General features: G+C 61.3%; 18 protein-coding genes. 7 read left to right on the top strand and 11 right to left on the bottom strand.

Annotated features, from left to right (window positions below; translation table 11 throughout):
• Positions 1–13: 13 nt before the first annotated feature.
• From C1949_RS04020 to C1949_RS03995, 8 genes are all read right to left on the bottom strand, one after another.
• A complete protein-coding gene (locus C1949_RS04020; protein WP_373289799.1) occupies positions 14–1,222 on the bottom strand; it encodes an aspartate aminotransferase family protein in 1,209 nt (402 codons plus the stop codon).
• A 66-nt stretch (positions 1,223–1,288) separates the two neighbouring features.
• Entirely contained in the window at positions 1,289–2,281 is a 993-nt protein-coding gene (locus tag C1949_RS04015) for a GlxA family transcriptional regulator (RefSeq protein WP_104737176.1), read from the bottom strand.
• Positions 2,282–2,474: 193 nt separating this feature from the next.
• Positions 2,475–3,662: a thiolase family protein gene (locus tag C1949_RS04010; protein ID WP_104737175.1), complete on the bottom strand. Its 1,188-nt coding sequence runs from the start codon at positions 3,660–3,662 to the stop codon at positions 2,475–2,477.
• A 191-nt stretch (positions 3,663–3,853) separates the two neighbouring features.
• Positions 3,854–4,666 (bottom strand): SDR family oxidoreductase, encoded by an 813-nt coding sequence (locus C1949_RS04005; protein WP_104737174.1) that lies wholly within the window; start codon positions 4,664–4,666, stop codon positions 3,854–3,856.
• Positions 4,667–4,858: 192 nt separating this feature from the next.
• Positions 4,859–5,476 carry a tRNA-uridine aminocarboxypropyltransferase gene (locus tag C1949_RS04000; protein ID WP_104737173.1) on the bottom strand — a complete coding sequence of 206 codons (618 nt, stop codon included), beginning with the start codon at positions 5,474–5,476 and terminating at the stop codon, positions 4,859–4,861.
• Positions 5,477–5,536: 60 nt separating this feature from the next.
• Positions 5,537–5,653, bottom strand: coding sequence for a cytochrome c oxidase subunit CcoM (ccoM, locus tag C1949_RS19740; protein ID WP_280527925.1), 117 nt, complete (start codon positions 5,651–5,653; stop codon positions 5,537–5,539).
• A gap of 89 nt (positions 5,654–5,742) precedes the next feature.
• Positions 5,743–5,919 (bottom strand): hypothetical protein, encoded by a 177-nt coding sequence (locus tag C1949_RS19390; protein ID WP_170062996.1) that lies wholly within the window; start codon positions 5,917–5,919, stop codon positions 5,743–5,745.
• Positions 5,920–5,967: 48 nt separating this feature from the next.
• Positions 5,968–6,225, bottom strand: coding sequence for a hypothetical protein (locus C1949_RS03995; RefSeq protein ID WP_104737172.1), 258 nt, complete (start codon positions 6,223–6,225; stop codon positions 5,968–5,970).
• Between C1949_RS03995 and C1949_RS19735 the strand changes: the two genes are divergently transcribed.
• On the top strand, positions 6,224–6,349 hold the full coding sequence (locus tag C1949_RS19735) for a hypothetical protein (RefSeq protein ID WP_268236196.1): 126 nt from the start codon (positions 6,224–6,226) through the stop codon (positions 6,347–6,349). The genes C1949_RS03995 and C1949_RS19735 overlap by 2 nt on opposite strands.
• A gap of 108 nt (positions 6,350–6,457) precedes the next feature.
• A complete protein-coding gene (rapA, locus tag C1949_RS03990) occupies positions 6,458–9,292 on the top strand; it encodes an RNA polymerase-associated protein RapA (protein WP_104737171.1) in 2,835 nt (944 codons plus the stop codon).
• Here rapA and C1949_RS03985 read toward each other — a convergent pair whose 3' ends face one another.
• Complete coding sequence (locus tag C1949_RS03985; RefSeq protein ID WP_104737170.1) at positions 9,293–10,474, bottom strand: patatin-like phospholipase family protein; 1,182 nt, start codon at positions 10,472–10,474, stop codon at positions 9,293–9,295.
• Positions 10,474–11,433: a lipid A biosynthesis lauroyl acyltransferase gene (locus C1949_RS03980; RefSeq protein ID WP_104737169.1), complete on the bottom strand. Its 960-nt coding sequence runs from the start codon at positions 11,431–11,433 to the stop codon at positions 10,474–10,476. Before C1949_RS03980 ends, C1949_RS03985 begins: the two co-directional genes overlap by 1 nt.
• A 209-nt stretch (positions 11,434–11,642) precedes the next feature.
• Here C1949_RS03980 and minC point away from each other — a divergent pair, with 209 nt between their 5' ends.
• The 5 genes from minC to C1949_RS03955 all read left to right on the top strand — a co-directional run bounded on the left by minC (position 11,643) and on the right by C1949_RS03955 (position 15,638).
• Positions 11,643–12,419 (top strand): septum site-determining protein MinC, encoded by a 777-nt coding sequence (gene minC, locus C1949_RS03975; protein ID WP_104737168.1) that lies wholly within the window; start codon positions 11,643–11,645, stop codon positions 12,417–12,419.
• A 143-nt stretch (positions 12,420–12,562) separates the two neighbouring features.
• The gene (gene minD / locus C1949_RS03970) at positions 12,563–13,372 is read left to right on the top strand and encodes a septum site-determining protein MinD (RefSeq protein ID WP_104737167.1); all 810 of its coding nucleotides are present in this window, start codon (positions 12,563–12,565) and stop codon (positions 13,370–13,372) included.
• Complete coding sequence (gene minE / locus C1949_RS03965; protein ID WP_088276757.1) at positions 13,372–13,629, top strand: cell division topological specificity factor MinE; 258 nt, start codon at positions 13,372–13,374, stop codon at positions 13,627–13,629. The genes minD and minE overlap by 1 nt, the downstream gene beginning before the upstream one ends.
• Positions 13,630–13,671: 42 nt before the next feature.
• Complete coding sequence (locus C1949_RS03960; RefSeq protein ID WP_104737166.1) at positions 13,672–14,307, top strand: RluA family pseudouridine synthase; 636 nt, start codon at positions 13,672–13,674, stop codon at positions 14,305–14,307.
• 35 nt (positions 14,308–14,342) lie between these two features.
• On the top strand, positions 14,343–15,638 hold the full coding sequence (locus C1949_RS03955; RefSeq protein WP_104737165.1) for a M18 family aminopeptidase: 1,296 nt from the start codon (positions 14,343–14,345) through the stop codon (positions 15,636–15,638).
• Positions 15,639–15,960: 322 nt separating this feature from the next.
• Here C1949_RS03955 and C1949_RS03950 read toward each other — a convergent pair whose 3' ends face one another.
• On the bottom strand, positions 15,961–16,914 hold the full coding sequence (locus C1949_RS03950) for an NAD(P)H-quinone oxidoreductase (protein ID WP_373289798.1): 954 nt from the start codon (positions 16,912–16,914) through the stop codon (positions 15,961–15,963).
• Positions 16,915–16,954: the final 40 nt, after the last annotated feature.

Here is a 16,954-nt window from a genome sequence, read left to right as displayed (position 1 = left end):
CTCCCCCTGTGGTCTAGCCGACCATCCGCCGCAGCGCAGCACGCAGACGCGTCATGCCCTCGGCGATATCCTCTTGCTCGATAATCAGGCTGGGCGCCAGTCGAACCACATCCGGCCCAGCCTGCAGCACCAGCACACCCTCTTCCTGCGCCAGCGCCTGGACATCCTTCGCCCGACCCTTGAACCCGTCGCTCATCACCGCACCCAGCAGCAACCCGCTACCGCGCACCGAGGAGAACACATCAAACTCGGCGCCCATCTGCTCAAGCTCGGCGCGAATGGTCTCATGACGCTGCTGCACGCCGTCCAGCACCGCCGGGGTGTTGACGATATCCAACACCCGCTCGGCCACCGCGCAGGCCAGCGGGTTGCCGCCATAGGTGCTACCGTGGGTGCCCACTGCAAAGTGATCGGCGATCGCAGCGGTAGTCAGCATCGCCGAGATCGGAAAACCGCCACCCAGACTCTTGGCACTGGTCAGGATGTCAGGCACCACGCCGCTGTGCATATAGGCGAACAGCTTGCCAGTGCGCCCCATACCGCTTTGTACCTCATCAAACACCAGCAGCGCGTTGTGTTTGTTACACAGCGCACGTACAGCCTGCAGATATTCAGTGCTGGCCGGAATGACGCCACCTTCACCCTGAACCGGCTCCAGCACCACTGCACAGGTGTCATCCGAGATGGCAGCTTCCAGCGCGGCGATGTCCTGATACGGGACATGGCTGATACCGCCCATGGCCGGACCAAACCCTTCGGAATACTTGGGCTGACCACCGACGCTGACGGTAAACAGCGAGCGGCCATGGAAGCTGTTGGTACAGGCGATAATCTGGTGCTTCTGCGCACCACAGGTGTTGTGACCCCAGCGGCGTGCCAACTTGAATGCCGCTTCGTTTGCTTCTGCACCCGAGTTGGCAAAGAAGACACGCTCAGCAAACGTAGCCTGCACCAGTTTGTCAGCCAGGCGCAGCGCAGGCTCGTTGGTCATGATATTGGAAACATGCCACAGCTTGTGCGCCTGTTCAGTCAGCGCCTCGATCATCGCCGGGTGCGCATGCCCCAGCGCGTTGACCGCGATGCCGCCAGCCAGATCGACGTATTCTCGGTCCTGTTGATCCCACAGGCGCGACCCTGCGCCGCGTACCGGAACCATATTTACCGGCGCGTAATTGGGAACCATCACCCGATCAAAATCGGACCGACCGACCGTTGCTGACACTGTCATCTCCTTTCTATATAAGGCGCACCTGGCGTGCGCATTTACACAAGCCCGGCGTATCCGGGCTCAGTTATCTCTGGTTGCACCCTCAGCGGCCTGCTGGGCACGGCGCTGATTACGATCTTCCCGCGGGGTAACCCCAAAACAGTTGCGATAGGCGCTGGAAAAATGCGGCCCCGACGAAAACCCGCACGACAGCCCTATCTGAATAATCGACTTACTGGTCTGCAGCAGCATCTGGCGCGCCCGATTCAACCTCAGTTCAAGGTAATACTGCGACGGTACGCTGTTGAGGTACTGTTTGAAAATACGTTCCAGCTGACGTCGGGACACACAGACGTGGCGCGCGATCTCGTCCGTGGTCAGCGGCTCCTCGATGTTTGACTCCATCAGGATGACCGCCTGCGTCAACTTGGGGTGACTGCTGCCGAGCCGGTTACGCAGCGGCATGCGCTGCCGTTCGGCTCCATCACGAATGCGCTCGATGACCAGATCCTCAGCAACCAGCGCCGCAAGATCCTGGCCCTGCTCGCGCGCAACGACCGATAACAGCAGATCCGTACTGGCCTGTCCGCCGCTGCTGGAGCACAGCGCTTCGCCGCAGACAAACAGCTGGGTGACAGCCTCTACCTCAGGGAATCGTTCACGAAACTCGTCGAGCATGCGCCAGTGCACGGCGCAGCGCCCCCCTGCAAGCAGACCTGACGCCGCCAACGCCGCTACACCGGCCTCCAGGCCACCAATCAGCACACCCTCGGCCTGCCATGCCCGCAATCGCGGTGCCAGCCAGTCCGGCAGATTATCCGAAGCCGACAGGTTCTCGGCCACCAGCCAGAGATGAGCGAAGCCCGGCGTGCACTGATCTAACGGGGCGGGCTGCAACAACAAGCCGTCGCCGGCACGAACCGACTGTTCGTCCAGTGTGCAGCACTCGATCTGGTAGCAGACGTCCTCAGCCATGCGATTGGCCGAGAGCAGAACAGACAGGGCCGGCATCAGGCAACCTGGGTGGGTGCCAGGCAGCAGGGCGAAGACGACACGGCGCAACTCAGTGGCCATGATCACCCTGCTCGCACAACTGCTCGTTAAGACACGTCACCGGGCGTATCCCGTCTCACTCGGAAAAACAGCATTGTGCCACAAGGGTGCACGCTGCACACCGTAACAGCGGCGATAAATCTGCAACAAAAAAGGCGCTTCCCCTGACGGAAAGCGCCTTTTGTCAGCCTGACCGCCTTAGCGGCCAAACAGATCAGCCGCGGTAGGCTTCGAACAGGCCGGTTGCGCCCATGCCACCGCCAACACACATGGTCACGACGCCGTAGCGCTTGCCGCGACGCTGCAGCTCGCGAACCAGATGGCCGACCTGACGTGAGCCAGTCATTCCGAACGGGTGACCGATGGAGATAGAGCCACCGTTGACGTTGTATTTCTCGTTGTCGATCTTCAGGAAGTCACGCGCATACAGGCACTGGGAAGCAAAGGCTTCGTTCAGTTCCCACAGATCGATATCGTCAACAGTCAGGCCACGGGCTTTCAGCAGCTTCGGCACCGAGTAGACCGGACCGATGCCCATTTCGTCAGGCTGGCAGCCAGCGACGGTGAAACCACGGAAATACGCCAGCGGCTTCAGGCCCAGCTCCAGCGCCTTATCCAGGCTCATGACCAGCGTCATGGACGCACCGTCAGACAGCTGAGACGCGTTACCGGCAGTGACGGAACCGTCTTCGGCGAATACCGGCTTCAGGCTGTTCAGGCCTTCAATGGTGGTGTCCGGACGGTTGCAGTCGTCACCCTCGACGACGCCGTCAACGATGGTGATTTCGCCGGTGGCCTTGTCCTGAACCTGATATTTGACGGCCATCGGTACGATTTCATCGTCGAACAGACCTTCAGCCTGGGCACGGGCAGTGCGCTGCTGGCTCTGCAGCGCGTAAGCATCCTGCTGCTCACGGGTTACGTTGTAGCGGCGTGCAACGATCTCGGCAGTCTGACCCATCGGGTAGTAGATACCCGGGAAGTCTTTTTCCAGAATCGGGTTAACGAAGTGATCGGTGTTGCGGCTCTTGGCGGTCAGGGTGATGGACTCAACACCACCGGCAACGATGGCATCGGAGCAACCGGAGGCAATCTGGTTGGCAGCGATAGCAATCGCCTGCAGACCAGAGGAGCAGTAGCGGTTCAGAGTCATACCAGCGACGTCGATGCCCATCTTGGACAGTACCGCGACGTTACGGCCGATGTTATGGCCCTGGGCACCTTCGTTGGAGCCGGCACCGACGATGCAGTCGTCGATCAGCTTGGGGTCAACGCCGGTGCGCTCAAGCAGCGAGTTGACACAGTGGGCTGCCATGTCGTCCGGACGGGTCATATTGAACTTGCCACGGAAGGACTTGGCCAGACCAGTCCGTACACTGTCGACGATTACGACTTCACGCATTGCGGTAACCTCATTTCTTGCCGATGGGTTGGGACGGTCCTGCCGTCCAGAGGCGGACAAGCATAAAGGCGAAGGCGCAGAGGGTAAACACAATAGACCGGCGTGATAAAACGCCATTTAGCGGCGAACAGTCGCCAGCAGCCGATAAACATGCGCTCAGCTGCTGGCAAAAGGCATGAAATAGCGCTGCGTCAGCTGCCCTGCAGACGCTTGGCTGCCAGCTTGAACATCTCCTCGTAGATCACCTGCGGATCAGCGCGTTTCTGCTCTGCAGCCAGGCGCCCACGCTCATGCGGCAGAATCATGAACTGGTCTGCTTCGCTTTCGCGGTAGATGGTGTCAGCCACATCCGCTGCACTGATCGGCGAGTTCTGCAACAGCTTGGCCATATCGTCGCGCGCCTTGCTGTCGGGGCCGTGGTAAGACTCCAGCAGGTTGGTCTGGAAGAACGACGGACATACCACATTGACCTTGATCCCGAGCGGCTGCAGCTCCACCAACAAGCTTTCGGACAGAGCGACAACACCCGCCTTGGCAACGTTGTAGTTGCTCATGCCCGGCGTCTGAATAATCGCCGCCATTGACGCGATGTTAATGATCCGGCCGCCACCCTGCTTCATGAAGACCGGCATGAATGCCTTGCAACCCTTGACTACACCCATCAGGTTGATACAGATCTGCGAGTCCCAGTCTTCCAGCGACAAATCCCAGAACATGCCACCAGACGCGATGCCCGCGTTGTTGATCAACACATCGACGCCCTGCATCCGCTCTTCACAGCTCTGCTCCAACGCAGCCAGCTGACTGAAGTCGCGGACGTCGCAGCGCTGGGTAAACGCCCAGCCGCCGGCAGCGGTTGCCAGCCGCCGCGTTTCTTCCAAACCGGCATCATTGATATCCGCGAGCGCCAGGCGCGCACCCTCACGGGCGTAGCGCAACGCCAGTTCGCGACCAAGGCCACTACCGGCGCCAGTAATTACGACGCGCTGTCCTGTTGTTTGCATGTTTTCCCCTTATCTGTCGCCAGACCAGTGCTGATACGGCTGTTCTTGTTGTTTTGTTACGGACTGTAAGTCTGTAGCTGGCAGTCTAGCGAGCGCACTGGGGTTGCGCGGCAAATAAAAGCAATAATAAAAGTCGTGAATGGAAGGCTCTAGCCATACGCCGACCGCCCTGGCGCTCAAGCAACGGGCAGTCTATGAGTTGCTGCGGTAGTTGTGCAGGTAGCGCTGCTCTCCCATCGCCTGAATCTGTCCCTCGATCAGCGCGTCAAACGGGGCCAGCAACTGCTCACGGGCAAATCCGGGATGCAGCACGGACAACGCCTCGGCGCCCGCTTCAATCGTGGCAAGCGCGCCCGGCACAGGCACCTTGCGTATGCGGTATCGGCTCACCAGCCCGTCGACAAGTCGCACCTGTGGCAAGGCCTGCAAAACAGGATTGAGGTAAAGCAGCTTACGTGCCTTGCGCCAGGTACCGTCCAGCAGCACCAGACGACGCGGTCGGCCATCATTGGCAGGCACCAGCTCAACGGCATCAGCGCCCGGGAAAAGCAGCTCATTGCGCCAACTGGCATCACTCAGGCGAGCCACCCATTGAGGATGCTCGTCCAACGACTCGGTAATCAGTAGATGCGCGTTAACCAGCCCGCTCACCAGCAGTCGAGCCGTATTCAGCGCGTGGGAGGTTTCATCGGGATGCTGAATGACCAGCAACTGGGTATCAGGCCAGAGCCTGGGAATCAGATGGCACAGACAGTGGCTGAGCGGGCGAAAACACGCGGCACAGCGCTGGCGACGGGAGGCTTGGGGCATGCAGAACTACCGAACGTGCTACGGCAGGCCATTATGCCCCATACAGCAGATCAGAACCGCTTACTGTTTTTTCTTCTTGTGCGCATCGCGCCAGATGAACAGACCAACACCACCCAGAAAGGCGACCATCAGACCAACAGTAATTACACCAGCGATGACAGCTTCATCCACGTACATAAGGCACCTCCTGCGTTATCAACGACTGCAGGTTAAGCCTTACCAGACGCAGGGTTATTGACGCTGATCAATAGCAGGAGCCAAAGCACTCAACGGGGCTTCTTGCTCTTCTTGCGCTTTTTGCCGGCCGCTTTCGAAGGCAACGGCAGCGCACGAGTAAAGGCCGCGCGCATAGCCTCGAGACGGGCGTCATGAATATCGTGAATACGCTGGCGGCGGGCTTCAGCGAAGTCGATCACTTCAGGGGAAACAGTCTTTTCTGTCATCACACAGCCTTCACAGACGACAACGGGTGACATCAGACTAGCACCCTCTCAGACTTCAATGTCAACCAGCAACCCCTTACCGGACAGGTCCAGATCACGTTCCTGGGGCGGCTGCTCCTGGCGCGTGTGCACGCGGCGGCGCTTGCGCCGACGTTCAGGCCAATGCCCATTGTCGCGCCGGCGACGTTCAACCTGCTGCACGTCAGCCTCGTGCACAGGCTCCGACGCCGCAGCAGGCTTTACCTCCCGCGAGACCTTGACCGCATCATTCTGCGCACCCGCTGCTGGCAACCCAGGAATCAGCATGACTAACGTGACCTCGTGCCGGTTTGTCCGGATGTTCCCCTGTGAAAATCCTGACGACTACACTGATATCGACCGCAAACCCGACGCCTTTACCCTTGCACTGTGGCATGGCGCACAAAAATGAACAAATTTTAACCAGCTCGCAGCGCCACAACCCGTAAACACCGCGGTTTCGAGCAGCAAGACGATCAGGTAAGATATGCGCCCTTTTTTGCACCATCAGGAGAGCGGCATGACAGGTTTTACCCCCGGACAGCGCTGGGTCAGCGACAGCGAAGCGGAACTGGGACTGGGTACGGTACTGTCACAGGACGCCCGCCTGGTGGTCATCCTCTTTCCCGCCAGTGGCGAGACCCGTCACTATGCGCTGCGGAACGCGCCCCTGACCCGCGTCCGCTTCAGCCCCGGTGACAGCATTACCCACCACGAAGGCTGGAGCATGGTGGTCAGCGACGTGGTCGAGGAAGACGGCCTGCTCGCCTATGCCGGACTGCGCGAAGACGGCACTCCAGCCGCCTTTGCCGAAACCATGCTCGACAACTTCATTCAGTTCCGCCTGGCCAGCGACCGCCTGTTCGCCAGCCAGATCGACCCCCTGCCCTGGTTCAGCCTGCGCTTTGAAAGCCTGCGTCACTACTGCCGTATTCAGCGCTCTCCACTACTCGGCCTTGCCGGCGTCCGCACCCAGCCAATCGGCCACCAATTGCACATCGCGCGCGACGTTGCCGACCGCATGGCGCCGCGCGTCTTGCTGGCGGACGAGGTCGGTCTGGGCAAGACCATCGAAGCGGGCCTGATTCTCCATCGCCAGCTGCAGACCGGACGTATTCGCCGGGTATTGATCGTGGTCCCGGAAAACCTGCAACACCAGTGGCTGGTGGAAATGCGCCGCCGCTTTAACCTGGAGTTTGCCCTGTTCAACGCCGACCGTTGCGACGGCGCAGAAAGCAACCCGTTCGAAGAAGCCCAGCTAGCGCTGGTTGCGCTGGAATTTCTGCTGGAGAACGACAAGGCCCGCGACTACCTGGACCAGTCCGACTGGGACATGCTAATCGTCGACGAAGCGCACCACCTGGTCTGGCACGAAGAGCAGCCAAGCGAGGAGTACCTGCTAATCGAAGGTCTCGCGCGCCGCACACCTGCGGTCCTGCTGCTGACCGCAACCCCGGAGCAGCTCGGCCAGGCCAGCCACTTTGCCCGACTGCGCCTGCTTGACCCGGACCGCTTCCACAGCCTAGAAGAGTTCATCAAGGAGACCGAGCGCTACCAGCCCGTTGCCGAGGCAGTGCAGCACCTGCTGGAACAGGATCACCTGAGCACAGAAGACGTTACCGCCATCACTGGCTGGCTCGGCGACAGCGCCGCGGACCTGCTGGCGACGGCAGCCGAGGGCGGCGAACAAGCCGCAGCCGCACGCGAAAGCCTGATCCGTCAGCTGCTGGACCGCCACGGCACCGGCCGGGTCCTCTATCGCAACACCCGCGCGGCCATTTCCGGCTTTCCGGAGCGCCAGCTGCACGCCTACCCGCTGCCGTGTCCCGAGCAGTACCAGGACCTCGAAGGTCAGGCAGCGCTCTATCCCGAGCAGGCACTGCAGGCCGAAGGCGGCGAAACACCCTGGTGGCAGGCCGACCCGCGGGTGGAATGGCTGATCGACACCCTCAAGCTGCTCAAGCGCAACAAAGTGCTGGTGATCTGCGCCCACGCCGAAACCGCACTGGATCTGGAAGATGCTCTGCGCCTGCGCAGCGGCACACCTGCCACCGTCTTCCATGAAGGCATGAGTATCGTCGAGCGCGACCGTGCAGCGGCGTTCTTCGCCGATGAAGAGTTCGGCGCGCAGGTACTGATCTGTTCGGAAATCGGCAGCGAAGGTCGCAACTTCCAGTTTGCCCACCACTTGGTGATGTTCGACCTGCCAAGCCATCCGGACCTGCTCGAACAACGCATTGGCCGCCTCGACCGCATCGGCCAGCAGCACACCATTGGGCTGCACGTACCGTATCTGGAAGGCACCGCTCAGGCGCATCTGGTCGAGTGGTACGACAGCGCACTGAACGCCTTCCGTGCCACCTGCCCAACCGGCAACGCACTACAGCACAGCTTTGGCAGCGAACTGCTGCAGCACCTCGATCACCCGCAACAGGACGGCTGGAACGACCTGCTGGAACGGGCCAGTAAACGCCGCCTGGCGCTGGAAGAGGAAATGCACAACGGCCGTGACCGCCTGCTGGAGCTGCATTCACGCGGACATCAGGACGCCGAGCAGATGCTGGAGACCATTGCCAATCAGGACAGCGACTTCCAGCTGCCGATTTACATGGAGCGGCTGTTCGATGTATTTGGCGTTGACAGCGAGGACCACTCGGACAACGCACTGATCCTGCGCCCGGGTGAGCGCATGCTGGATGCCGGCTTCCCGCTCGGCAACGACGAGGGCGTCACCGTTACCTACGACCGTGACACTGCCCTGTCCCGCGAGGATATGCAGTTCCTCACCTGGGAACATCCGATGCTGCAGGGCGGCATGGATCTGGTGCTGTCCGGCAGCATGGGCAACAGCGCCGTGGGCCTGCTGAAGAACAAGGCACTGAAACCAGGCACCATGCTGCTCGAATGCATTTATGTGTGTGAGGCTGTCGCTCCCCGCGCACTGCAACTGCAACGGGTACTGCCGCCAACACCGATTCGCTGCCTGCTCGACGTCAACGGCAACAACCTGGCCAGCAAAGTCAGTTTCGACACGCTGGACTCACAGGTTGAATCGCTGCCGCGCCAGTTGGCAGTCAAGATCGCCAAGACCCAGCGCGAGCCGATTGAAGCCATCCTGAGTAAAGGTGAAGCCGCCGCTGCGGCGCAGCACCAGCAACTGGTCGACAACGCCCGCGCCCAGCTCAACAGCGAACTGCAGGAAGAAATCGAACGACTGAAGGCGCTGCAGCGGGTCAATCCGCTGGTACGCGATGAAGAGATTGCTGCGCAGGAACAGCGCCTGCGTGAAGGCGATCACCTGTTGCAACAGGCGAAGCTGCGCCTGGATGCGATCCGTGTCCTGGTCGCCGGCTGATCAGGACGGGTTCGGCACCGGGCACAACAGACCAAGAAAGCGCTGCAGTGCTTCGCGCTGGGCAATGGCGTCACGCCGGCCCAGCTCGATCAGCTCGCGGGTGTAGTCCGCCTCAAACAACAGATAACTGACCACGCTGCCACCCGACGCCCGGGTCGCCCCGCTGCCGCGCAGAAACGTTCGCAGGGTACGTGGAAGCAGCTTGCGATGCCGGGCTGCGATCACGTCCAGCGGCTCGCTCGGTGAAATAATCTGCACTTCCACCTGGCGCACTCCCTTTCCTGACTGTCTCGCCGCACTCGGCAGGTAACCCGCCAGTCGGTTCATCCGATCCAGCAACTCCACATCCGCTTCGAGATTGTCGACAAAGGTACTACTGAGCAGATGCCCACCAATCTGTGCCAGCGTCGGCGGCGCAGCCGCGCGCAACCGCGGCCCGCGACGGCCACCGGGCGGATCTGCCAGGTTATCCGACACGCCGATCACCAGTACCTTATTGGCCCCCAAATGCAGCGCAGGGCTGACCGGCGCCTGCTGACGCACCGCGCCATCGCCGAACCACTCACGGTTGAGCAGCACCGGTGGAAAAACCAGCGGAATAGCCGACGACGCCATCAGATGCTCCAGCCCCAGTCGGGTCTGAACCCCGACCCGCCGGTGCCGCGACCAGGGGGCAATCCGCTCTCGGCCCTGATAGAAATTGACCGATTGCGCCGATTGGTAGCCGAAGGCACTGACCGACACCGCGTGCAGCAGCCCGGCCTGCAGCGCTTCATCAATCTGACCAAAGTGCAAGGTGCGCTGCAGCAGCGATCGCAGCGGCGCATTATCCAGCAACGCCGTCGGGTGCTTGCTCGGGAAGCCAAACAGGTTGGCCTTGGCCCAACGCCAGGCCTGCGCCGTTACACCAGGCCAGTCGGTGCGGTAGACCTGATCGCAATGAAACTCCGACCAGACCGTATCCAGCCGTTTCACCCCCTCTGCGAAGTGACGGGTGTGGGTCGCCAGTGCCAGTGCATTGATTGCGCCGGCCGAGGTGCCACAAATCACTGGGAAGGGATTGGCTGCGCCCTCAGGCAACAAGTCGGCTATCACCGACAGCACGCCCACCTGATAGGCGGCACGGGCACCGCCACCTGACAGGATCAGCCCAGCGCAATCACGCCCGATGCGATCATTCATCAGCGCCGCCGCGCCCGACGCTTACGCCGACGCCGCTTGGCATACGGCCGACTCTGCCCTTCCGGGCGGGTCTTGAAGCGGCGATGCACCCACATGTATTGCTCCGGCTGTTCGCGTACCGCCTGCTCAATCCACTGGTTGATACGGAGTGCGTCTGCGGTCTCGCTCTCGCCAGGAAAATCGGTCAATGCCGGATGCACAGTTAGTTGGTAGCCCTGCCCGTTCGGCAGCCTGGTCTGGGTAAACGGCACGACCAGCGCTTTGCCCAAGCGAGCAAAGGTACTGGTGGCGGTGACGGTCGCCGCGTCAACCCCAAACAACGGCACGAAAACACTGGCCTTGCGGCCGTAGTCCTGATCCGGTGCGTACCAGATCGCCCGGCCACTGCGCAGCGAGCGCATCATGCTGCGCACGTCCTCACGCTCTACTGCCTTGGCATCGCGATTGTGACGCTCGCGTCCACGGCGCTGAACAAAATCAAAGGCGGCATTGCGATGCTCACGGTACATGCCGTCAATCGTCACCGCCTGCCCCAGCAGCGCAGCGCCGATTTCCAGCGTGGTGAAATGCAGCGACATCAGCACCACGCCCTTGCCGGCAGCGGCTGCCTCGGTCAAATGCTCAAGCCCCTCGATATGCGCCAGCCTGGCTAGCCGATGACGCGGCCACCACCAGGCCATGGCCATTTCAAACAAGGCAATACCGTTCGAGGCAAAGTTGTCGCGCAGCAGACGCTCGCGGGCAATCTCCGACATTTCCGGGAAGCACAGAGCCAAGTTCGTACGGGCCACCTCACGGCGGTCGGCCATCAGGTGGAACATGCCCCACCCCAGCAGACGCCCCAAACCCAGCAGCCAGCGATACGGCAGCTGTATCACCAGCCACAGCAACCCAAGCCCCAACCAGAGCAACCAGTAACGCGGGTGCAGCAGGGCAACAGAAAAACCCGGACGTTCCATCAAAAGGTCCAATCAACGAAAACCGACATTCTATGGCCTGTGCTGCCGTCATCGCCAGCCGGGTTTACTCTATCCGGGCGAAACAGCACCGGATCAGGCCGTCTGCGGCTTGCGATCAACCGGGCCCTTCTATATAAGGAAGCGCAGAACAGCCAAGCAGGCACATCGCCCTGCCAACGCGCTACCGATCATTGTGAACTGGATTGCCCATGACTGCTGACACCACCCTCGACCTGCTCGACAACGACCCGGTATTCCACCTCAAGGGTGGCATGCTGACGATGACGCTGGTCGAGCTGATCCGCCTCGCCCCGGACCAGTTTGCCCGACAGCTGGCGGAGAAGGTCGAACAGGCGCCCAACTTCTTCGTCGACACCCCGGTGGTCATCGCACTCGACAAGTTGAACGAAGCCCTCACCGACCTCACCTTGAGCCACCTGCTGAGTATCTGCCGTGACCACGGCCTGCAGCCTGTGGCGCTGCGCGGTGGCGAGGCATTTCGGGAGCTTGCCCAGAGTGCAGCCATGGTCCTGTTACCGCCGGGCCGCCAGCGTGAGCGCAGTATCGAAACAGCAGCTGTCGCACCGGAGCCCGCGCCGGAGCCAGCACCTGCCCCTGCCCCTGCCCCTGCGGTGGAAGCATCGGCCCCCGCGCCGGTCAGCGCGGGCAAGATTGTTACCGAACCGGTCCGCGGCGGCCAGCAGGTCTATGCCCGCGGCGGCGACCTGATTGTCATGGCGCCGGTCAGCGCCGGCGCCGAACTGCTCGCCGATGGTCACATCCATGTCTACGGCCCGTTACGGGGCCGCGCCCTGGCCGGAGTCAAAGGCAATCAGCAAGCCCGCATCTTCTGCCAGAGCCTGGAAGCCGAGCTGGTTTCCATCGCCGGGCAATACAAGGTGGCGGAGGATCTGCGCAAGCACCAATGGAAGGAAGCGGTACAGATCAGTCTGGACGGCGACAGCTTGAAGATAACCGGGCTTTAACAGATACTGTGCTCCCATTCGGGGGCCCTTTTTCTCTGGTCTGTGACCGAGTTCCGCCGTAGCCATTTTCCTTTTCATCGTACCGGGAACCATACGCGTCCGGTGCGTTCCACTATCCAGACAATTTCGACAGGAAGGTCATTTTGGCAAAAGTCATCGTTGTCACATCAGGCAAAGGCGGGGTGGGCAAAACAACCACCAGTGCCGCCATCGGTACCGGGCTGGCACTGCGCGGTTTCAAGACCGTTATCGTCGACTTCGACGTGGGCCTGCGCAATCTGGACCTGATCATGGGCTGTGAACGCCGCGTGGTTTACGACTTCGTCAACCTGATCAATGGCGATTCCAACCTGAATCAAACCCTGATCAGGGACAAACGCTCCGACAACCTGTTCATCCTCCCGGCGTCCCAGACCCGTGACAAGGATGCACTGACCGTTGAAGGCGTTGAGCGCGTATTGAACGAGCTGAAGGAAACCTTCGATTACATCGTTTGCGATTCCCCAGCCGGCATCGAGAAGGGTGCTCACTTGGCCATGTATTTTGCTGACGAAGCCGTCGTCGTGACCAATCCGGAAGTCTCCTCCGTGCGCGACTCCGACCGCATGCTGGGCCTGCTGTCGAGCAAATCCCGTCGCGCCGAGAACGGCGAGAAGATCAAGGAAAACCTGCTGTTGACCCGCTACAACCCCGAGCGCGTCGACAACGGCGAAATGCTCTCAGTAGCCGACGTGGAAGACATCCTGTCAATTCCGCTGCTGGGTGTCATCCCTGAGTCACAGGCTGTTCTCAAAGCGTCCAACCAGGGTATCCCGGTCATCATGGACGACAAAAGCGATGCAGGTCAGGCCTACAGCGACGCCGTAGAGCGCCTGCTGGGCAAGGATATTCCGCACCGTTTCCTCGAAGCACAGAAGAAGGGCCTACTGCAGCGCCTGTTCGGAGGGCGTTAATGAGCATTTTCGATTATTTCCGCGATCGCAAGAAGTCGACGCCCGCGTCGATCGCCAAGGAGCGCCTGCAGATCATTGTTGCCCACGAGCGAGGCCAGCGTAACCAGCCGGACTATCTGCCGCAGCTGCAGCAAGAAATCATCGATGTCATCAGCAAGTACGTTCCTATCGATCGCGAACAGGTACACGTCGCGCTGGACAATCAGGATGATTGCTCGATTCTCGAACTCAACATCACCCTGCCCGAACGCCCCTGAGCAAGTCGGCGCCGCCCATCCGGGTGGCGCCGCGGATTTCCCATGCCCCTGACCCACATCGGCATCATTCATCAGGACCCTACCTTCCTGATCGTCGACAAGCCGACTCTGCTGCTGTCCGTGCCCGGCCGTGCCGAGGACAACAAAGATTGCCTGATTACCCGTCTGCAGGAAAACGGCTACCCCGAAGCCCGCATCGTCCATCGACTGGATTGGGAAACCTCTGGTCTGCTGGTCATCGCCCGCAACCCCGACGCCCATCGCGAGCTGTCTCGCCAGTTCCATGACCGCGAGACTGAGAAGGCCTATATCGCCCTGTGCTGGGGTCAGCCCGAAGGCGACGCGGGACATATCGACCTGCCGCTGCGCTATGATCCACCGAACAAGCCACGGCATATCGTCGACCACGAGCAGGGTAAGCATGCGCAGACCTTCTGGCGTGTGCTGGAGCGCTATCAGAATTACTGCCGGGTGGAACTGACGCCGATCACCGGTCGCTCGCACCAGTTACGCGTGCACATGCTGGCAATCGGTCACCCACTGCTGGGTGACCGCCTGTATGCCGAAGGCGCTGCACTCGACGCATCCCCGCGGCTGGCCCTGCACGCCGCCCGGCTGACCATAAGTCACCCGGAAACCGGCGAGCGTATGGCGTTCGAGAGCCCCTGCCCGTTTTGACGACGGGCCCGAATTCAACCTTGCAGGAGAGCTTCATGCAGGACCAACAGCTTCAGGATCTGGCCGATTTCATTGCCCGCTCACCCACCCCTTTTCACGCTACTGCCACCCTGCGTGAGCGTCTGCTCGCAGCCGGATTTGAAGGGCTGGACGAGCGAGAGGACTGGCAACTAAAGGCCGGCGGACGCTATCTGGTCAACCGCAACGACTCTTCCCTCATCGCGTTCCAGCTGGGTGCCGACGGCGCCCTGCAAAGCCGCGGCCTGCGCCTGATCGGCGCCCATACCGACAGCCCGTGCCTGCGCGTCAAGCCGCAGCCGGAAAAAGACCAGCAAGGCCTCTGGCAGCTCGGTGTCGAGATCTACGGCGGCGCCCTGCTCGCGCCCTGGTTCGATCGCGACCTATCGCTGGCTGGCCGCGTTACCTTCCGGTGCGCCGATGGCATGCTGGACAGCCGACTGATCGACTTCAAACGCCCTGTTGCGGTAATTCCCAACCTCGCGATTCACCTCAACCGTGGAGTTAATGAAGGCCTGTCGATCAACCCGCAGACCGACATGCCACCGGTGCTGGCGCACAGCCTGGATGGTGGCCGTGATCTGCGCGCCCTGCTGGCAACTCAGCTGCAGCAGGAACATCCGGATTGCGCCGATGCAGCAGTACTCGACTACGAGCTGAGCTTCTACGATACCCAACCGCCAGCCCAGATCGGCCTGGACGGTGATTTTTTCAGCGCCGCACGGCTCGACAACCTGCTGTCCTGTCACGCGGGTTTGCAGGCGTTACTGAACAGCGATGGCCAGCAACCCTGCCTGCTGGTCTGCACTGACCACGAAGAAATTGGTTCATCTTCCTGCTGCGGCGCCGACGGCCCCTTCCTCGAAGACGTACTGCGCCGCCTCGTGCCGGACGCCGCCGAACGCATCCAACTGATCCAGCGCTCGCTACTGGTGTCAGCGGACAACGCCCACGCCGTGCACCCGAACTTTGCCATGAAGCATGACGAAAACCATGGCCCCAAGCTCAACGCCGGCCCGGTCATCAAAATCAACAGCAACCAACGCTACGCCACCAACAGCGAAACTGCTGCGTTCTTCCGCCACCTTTGCGCCAGTGCAGACGTCCCGGTCCAGGCGTTCGTCGTACGCAGTGACATGGGCTGCGGTAGCACCATCGGCCCGATCACTGCGAGCCGCCTGGGCGTACGCACCGTCGACATCGGCGCACCGACCTTTGCCATGCACTCGATCCGCGAGCTAGCTGGTAGCCGTGATCCGGGCTATCTGATTACCGTGCTGACCGCCTTCTGCAACAGCGCACAACTGATCTAAGCGCCGCCCTTGGCGGACACGCCAGGCTTTGTCCGCCCTACAACACAGCACCGGCCCGTAGGGCGGACAAAGCGCAGCGTGTCCGCGGATGCGAATGCCCGATCAGTACTCAAAGGCTTGCGCTAACCTCAGCCCCCTTCCGCGCGCAGGCCATTGGCTTGCTGCGCCCCACAGCGCAGCTCCGGCCCGCAGGGCGGACAGAGTGCAGCGTGTCCGCGAAAACCCCGTCACAACAAGTGCTGGCAGACTCCCGCGCAACACCACAAAAAAGCCCCAAGCGTCAGCAACGCCTGGGGCTTGTTGTGGCACGGAGCGCGGACAATCAGTCTTCGCGCACCAGAATCACCTTGCCAACCACCTGATCACGCGCCAGCTCTTCAAACGCCGCAGCGGCATCGGCAAAACCGAAGGTTTTTGCCACCATCGGCTTGAGCTCACCGGATGCGAACTGGGGCATCAGGCGCTGCTCCATGTCGGCCAGCAGCGTGGCCTTGAACTCGGCATCACGGGTCCGCAGGGTTGAGCCGATCAGACTGATGCGCTTGGCCAGCACCTTGGCCAGATCCAGGGTCGCGTCGCGACCGCCCATCAATCCAATGAGTACCCAGCGTGCATCCAACGCCAAGAGATCCAGGTGATCAGCAGCGTAGGTAGCACCGACCGGGTCGAGCGCGACATTGAATGGACCGAAGTCCTTCAGCGCGGCAATCCCGCCCTGACGCAGCACGCCACCCTCGGCACCCAGTTCAACACAGGCATCCAGCTTGTCCTGACTGCCGACACTGACCCAGCAAGGGTTGCCCTGCGCCTTGCACAGCTGAATTGCCGCAGTGCCCACGCCACTGGCACCGGCGTGAATCAGCACCTTCTCGCCCGGGCGCGCATTGCCCAACACAAATACATTCAACCAGGCGGTGCTGAACACCTCCGGAATGGCAGCCGCTTCGGCCCAGCCGAGGTTGTCCGGTACCGCCAGCAGATGACGCTGGTCAACCACAGCCTCTTCCGCCATACCGCCGCCGGCCAGCAACGCGCAAACGCGATCACCGATCTTCCAGCGTGAACCTTCGACAACCTCGATCACCTCACCGGCACATTCCAGCCCCAGAACCTGGGTTACGCCCGCAGGCGGCGGATACATGCCAGCCTTCTGCAACAGGTCTGCCCGGTTCAAACCGGCAGCCATGACGCGAACGCGAACTTCGCCAGATTTCAGCTCTACAGCAGGCTGGACCTGCCATGACAGCTCCCCGCCCTCAGCTTGCAATCCTCTCACGCTACCTCCATAGTTCATTCAATAGTGGCCATATGCGGGA

It is taken from the genome of Halopseudomonas oceani (assembly GCF_002903165.1).
Classification (GTDB): domain Bacteria; phylum Pseudomonadota; class Gammaproteobacteria; order Pseudomonadales; family Pseudomonadaceae; genus Halopseudomonas; species Halopseudomonas oceani.
This window is presented reverse-complemented; position numbering and strand designations above follow the sequence as displayed.